This window comes from Micrococcus sp. KRD096 (assembly GCF_017168495.1).
GTDB lineage: Bacteria > Actinomycetota > Actinomycetes > Actinomycetales > Micrococcaceae > Micrococcus > Micrococcus luteus.
This window is the reverse complement of the sequence record NZ_JABFAY010000003.1, coordinates 49,018-54,347: the sequence shown is the minus strand read 5'-3', so window position 1 is coordinate 54,347 and position 5,330 is coordinate 49,018. Positions and strand designations below refer to the sequence as shown.

Annotated in this window: 5 protein-coding genes; 4 read left to right on the top strand and 1 reads right to left on the bottom strand. The window is 74.8% G+C overall.

Annotated features, from left to right (window positions below; all coding sequences use genetic code 11):
* From J1M41_RS02025 to J1M41_RS02010, 4 genes are all read left to right on the top strand, one after another.
* Nucleotides 1-2,073: NHL domain-containing thioredoxin family protein (locus J1M41_RS02025; RefSeq protein ID WP_241247629.1), on the top strand; the 2,073-nt coding region annotated here is incomplete at its 5' end.
* Between the two features lie 40 nt (nt 2,074-2,113).
* Nucleotides 2,114-2,593 carry a flavodoxin domain-containing protein gene (locus J1M41_RS02020; protein ID WP_069941971.1) on the top strand — a complete coding sequence of 160 codons (480 nt, stop codon included), beginning with the start codon at nt 2,114-2,116 and terminating at the stop codon, nt 2,591-2,593.
* 118 nt (nt 2,594-2,711) lie between these two features.
* Complete coding sequence (locus J1M41_RS02015) at nt 2,712-3,260, top strand: hypothetical protein (protein ID WP_241247628.1); 549 nt, start codon at nt 2,712-2,714, stop codon at nt 3,258-3,260.
* Nucleotides 3,261-3,304: 44 nt separating this feature from the next.
* Nucleotides 3,305-4,264 carry a diaminopimelate dehydrogenase gene (locus tag J1M41_RS02010; RefSeq protein ID WP_206451037.1) on the top strand — a complete coding sequence of 320 codons (960 nt, stop codon included), beginning with the start codon at nt 3,305-3,307 and terminating at the stop codon, nt 4,262-4,264.
* Between the two features lie 55 nt (nt 4,265-4,319).
* Here the strand turns inward: J1M41_RS02010 and J1M41_RS02005 are convergent, their stop codons facing one another.
* Complete coding sequence (locus J1M41_RS02005) at nt 4,320-5,300, bottom strand: AEC family transporter (RefSeq protein ID WP_206451061.1); 981 nt, start codon at nt 5,298-5,300, stop codon at nt 4,320-4,322.
* Nucleotides 5,301-5,330: the final 30 nt, after the last annotated feature.

Sequence of the window (5,330 nt, the reverse complement as noted above, 5' to 3'; positions counted from 1 at the left end):
GCCCCGTCCGCTGACGCCCCCGCCGCCGTGCCGCGCGCGGCCACCCGGGTGCGCGCGTCCGAGCTCGTGGGCCGCGGCTGGCTGAACACCGGCGGCGAGCAGGTGGCCCTCGAGGACCTGCGCGGCAAGGTCGTGCTCCTCGACTTCTGGACGTTCTGCTGCATCAACTGCCTGCACGTCCTGGACGAGCTGCGCCCGCTTGAGGAGGAGTTCGCGGACGTGCTCGTCACGGTGGGCGTGCACTCGCCCAAGTTCGAGCACGAGGCGGACCCGGACGCGCTCGCGGCCGCCGTCGAGCGCTACGCCATCGAGCACCCCGTGCTGGACGACCCCGAGCTGACCACGTGGCAGGCGTACTCGGCGCGCGCGTGGCCCACCCTCGTGGTGGTGGACCCGGAGGGCTACATCGCCGCGCACCTGTCCGGCGAGGGGCACGTGGCCGGGCTCTACGGGCTCGTGCGCGAGCTCGTGGCCGAGCATGAGGCCAAGGGCACGCTGCACCGCGGCTCCGGCCCCTACGTCCCGCCCGCGCCCGTGGCCCGGGACCTGTCGTTCCCCGGCAAGGCCGTGTCGCTCGGCGGCCGCGGCTCCCGCCCGGGCTCGTTCCTCGTCTCGGACACCGGCCACCACCGCCTCCTGGAGGTCGCCGAGGACCTGACCACGGTGCTCCGCGCGTTCGGCGGCGGGGACCCCGCCGCGGCGGACGCGGGCCAGGCCGAGCTCGCATTCCCCACGCCCGGGGAGAAGGGCCACGCGGACGGCGGGCCGGACGAGGCGCTGTTCAACGAGCCCCAGGGCCTGGCGCTGCTGCCCGAGGACGTCGCCCAGCGCGTCGGCTACGACGTCGTCGTGGCGGACTCCGTCAACCACCGGCTGCGGGGCCTGCGCCTGTCGGACGGGCGCGTCAGCACCCTCGCCGGCAACGGCGTGCAGAAGCTCATCGACTCCGAGCGCGCCAAGGAGGCCGCCGCCGTCGACGACGAGGGGGACGTCGCCGTCGACCTCGCGGACCTGCCCGGGGAGCCGACCGCGATCTCGCTGTCCTCCCCGTGGGACGTCGTGTGGCACCCCGCCCTGGGGCGTGTGGTGATCGCGATGGCCGGCACGCACCAGCTCTTCGACTTCGACCCCGTCACGGGCGCGCTCGCGGTGCACGCGGGCACGGCGCTCGAGGGCCTGCTGGACGGCGACGCCGGACGGGCCTGGTTCGCGCAGCCCTCGGGGCTGTCCGTGGGCGCGGACGGCACGCTGTGGGTCGCGGACTCGGAGACCTCCGCGGTGCGCTGGGTGCGGACCGGGGAGGACGGGCGCCGCGAGGTCGGGACCGCCGTCGGGGCGGGCCTGTTCGACTTCGGCCACGTGGACGGGGAGGCGGACCGCGCGCGCCTGCAGCACGCGCTGGGCGTCACAGCCCTGCCGGACGGCTCCGTGCTGATCGCCGACACGTACAACGGCGCGATCCGCCGGTACGCCCCGGCCGGCGAGGACGCCGCGGGCCGGGCGGTCCCGGCCACGGTGACCACGGTGGCGCGCGGACTGCTCGAGCCCTCGGACGTGCTCGTGGAGCACGACGCGGACGGGAACGACACTGCGATCGTGGTGGTCGAGTCCAACGCCCACCGGCTCACGCGGCTGGCGGTGCCGGAGGAGTTCCTCACCGTGGACGAAGGCGCGCGGCAGACGCAGCGTCCCCGCACCCCGGTGGTGGCCGGCGACCTGGACCTGACGATCGGCTTCGCCGCGCCCACGGGGCAGAAGCTGGACGACCGCTGGGGCGACCCCACGCAGCTGAAGGTCTCCTCGTCCCCGGAGGAGCTGCTGCTCGAGGGCGCCGGCACGTCCACGGGGCTGCACCGGACGCTGCGGCTGAACCCCGAGGTCGAGGAGGGCGTCCTGCACATCACCGCCCGGGCCGCCGCGTGCGACGGGGAGAAGGGGCAGCCCATCCCGGACCACGCCGCCTGCCACCTGTACCAGCAGGACTGGGGCATCCCGGTCACGGTGCACACCCCGGACCGGGCCCCGAAGGGCGCCGAGACCCGCCTGGACCTGGACCTGCGCGGGATACACTGAGCGCGTCGTCCGCCCCCGACCCCGAAGGCTGCGCCCCACCATGACCACGCTCATCGTCACCTCGTCCGCCCACGGATCCACGCGAGAGATCGCCGAGCGTGTCGCGGAGGTGCTGCGCACGTCGCAGGCCGTCCCGACCGTGGTGGAGGACGTCGAGGGCGCCGCCGCGTGGCTGGCCACGGCGGACGCGGTGATCGTCGCGGCCCCGGTCTACACGGGCTCGCTCGCCGCCGACGCGCGGGCGTTCCTCGACACCCGTCGGGCCGAGCTGGCGGACCTGCCGCTCGTGATCCTGGCCTCCGGCGGCGCGCCCGAGCTGGCCCCGCCGGTGCGGGAGAAGCTCGAGTCCTACGGTCCGCGCGAGGTGGCGTACTTCCGCGGGGCGCTCGTCGAGGAGCGCCTGGGCCGGCTGGAGAAGCTCAAGCTCAAGCTCTCCCGCAACGAGCACTACGGCGACTACCGCGACTGGGACGCCATCGAGGCCTGGGCCAAGACCCTCTCCGGCGCCGGCGTGCGCTGACCCCACCCGCCGCGCTCGTCGACGAGACGGCGGGGGCGCCTCCGCAGACGCTGTCGTTGAGGAAACGGCGCCGGAGGCTCTCGCGCCCGCGGCGGAGGCGAGCGGTTAGCCTGGCCGCATGTCCCCTTCCGCCCGACGCCCCCTCGCCCTGCCCGACCGGCCCGGCTGGGTGCGGCTCGCCGCGGGTGCGGTGGTCCCGGGCGTCGTCGCGGCCGTCGCGGCGCTCGCGGCCCTGCAGGTGTTCGTCCTCAACCCGTTGGCCGCCGCGCCCGGCGACCGCGGCCTCCGGAGGATCTACGCGGACCTGAGCGCGGCGGGCCAGCTCGGCGTCCCCTTCATCCTTCCGGCCGTGATCCTGGCGGCCGGGCTCGGCGTGGCCGCGGTCCTGTGGTTCCTCACGTGGCGTCGCGAGGAGGTCGACCCGCTGGCGGTCCTCGCCCTGGGCCTCGCCTCGCTCGTCGCCGCCTCTCCGGCCTATTTCATGGCCTCGTTCGGGCCGGGCATGGCGCTCGCGGACACCTACGGCATCGGCGGGGGCGACCACAGCCCGTGGGCCTGGCCGATCTACGTGGTCAGCGTGCTGGCGTTGGCGGGGCTGGTCGCCGTCGTCGTGCTCCTGCTGCGCGGTCCGGCGGGCGGACTCGGCGCCCCGCGGCGCCGGGCCTAGGCTGGCGGGACCGACCTGACCACGACCCCTCCAGGAGGACGCACATGACCATCCGCGCCGGCATCGTCGGATACGGGAACCTCGGCCGCAGTGTGGAGAAGCTCGTGAAGCTCCAGCCGGACATGGAGCTGGTGGGCATCTTCTCGCGCCGCACCGGCCTGGACACGGACACGCCCGTGCTCCCGGCGGAGCGGGCCGCCGAGCACGCCGGGGAGATCGACGTGCTGTTCCTCTGCCTCGGCAGCGCCACGGACATCCCCGAGCAGGCGGCCGGCTACGCGCGGCACTTCACCACCGTGGACACCTACGACAACCACCAGCTCATCCCGCGGCACCGCGCCGAGATGGACGCCGCGGCCCGGGAGGGCGGGCACGTGGCGATGATCTCCACCGGCTGGGACCCGGGCCTGTTCTCGGTGAACCGGGTGCTGGGCGCCGCGCTGTTCCCGCAGCCGCAGCAGAACACGTTCTGGGGCAAGGGCCTCTCGCAGGGCCATTCCGACGCCGTCCGGCGGGTCCCCGGCGTCCGGCGCGGCGTGCAGTACACGATCCCCAGCGAGGAGGCGATCGCCGAGGCCCGCGCCGGTCGGGGCGCCGAGATCACCGGCGCCTCCGCGCACGTGCGTGAGTGCTACGTGGTGGCCGACGAGGCCGACCACGCGTCCATCACCGAGGCCATCACCACGATGCCGGACTACTTCGCCCCGTACGAGACCACCGTGCACTTCATCTCCGAGGAGGAGTTCGAGCGCGACCACCAGGGCATGCCGCACGGCGGCCACGTCGTCACCTCGGGCGACCTCGGCGGCTCGCGCAGCGCGGTCGAGTTCGTGCTGGAGCTGGAGTCCAACCCCGACTTCACCGCCGCCGCGCAGGTCGCCTACGGCCGTGCCGCCGCGCGCCTGAGGGCCCAGGGGGAGACGGGGGCGCGCACCGTGCTCGAGGTCGCTCCGTACCTGCTCTCGCCCACGGGGCTGGACGAGCTGATCCGCCGGGACGTCTGAGCCGCGGCGAGGCGCCCGGCGCGCGGCACCGGGCCGGGCGCCGCCGTCGTCGGCCTCAGGCCAGCAGCAGGGCGACGGCGATCATCGCCGGGATCGCGACGATCGTGGTGACCAGGACCGTGTCCTTCGAGACGCGCAGGCCCGTGTCGTAGCGCACGGCGGTGACGAACACGTTCTGTGCGGTCGGCAGGGAGGCCAGGACGACGGCGACGAACACGTGCCGCGCATCCAGGCCGAACACGAACTGCGCGAGCAGCCAGGCCAGCAGCGGATGCACCACCAGCTTCACCGCCGAGGCGAGCAGCACGTCCGCGCGCCGACCGCCGGCCCGCTCGAGCGGCCGCGAGCCGACCAGCGACATGCCGAACGCCAGGAGCATCGCCGGGATGGACAGCCCGCCGATGAGCTCCACGGACTCCATGAGGGGGCCCGGCAACGACCAGCCGGTGAGGGAGAAGACCAGGCCGGCCACCGAGCCCAGGATCAGGGGGTTGGTGACCGTGTGGCGGACCTGGTCGGCCACGGCGCGCCCGGGGGAGCGGCGCACCGCCCGGCGCCGGCCCGCCGTCGTGCGTCGCCGGACCTCGCGCGCGGTGGCGGCGTCCATCGCGGCCACGTAGAGCGGCGTGTAGATCGCCAGCTGGAAGATGAGCGCCGGGGCGGCCAGGGCGGCGTCGCCGAGGACGTAGGCCGCGATGGGGATGCCGAGGTTCGCCGAGTTCACGAGCGAGGCGCTGAGCGCGGACATGATCCGCTCCGAGGCCGACCTGCCCTTCAGCAGCGGGACCGTCACCGCGAGGTACAGTGCGGCCGCGGTGAACGCGGACAGCGTGGCCACCCACAGCTGGGGGCCCAGCACGGCGCCCACGTCCGCGCGGGAGAGCGTGACGAACAGCAGCGCCGGGTTGCCGATGAAGAACGCCGCGCGGGAGAGCACGGTGCGGCCGTGCTCGCCGAGCACCCCCGTGGGCCCCACCAGGACGCCCACGAGGATGATCACCCACACGACCGCGAAGCCGGAGAGCACCTGGGTCACGGACGGGCCTCCACGGGTCGGGGTGGGGCG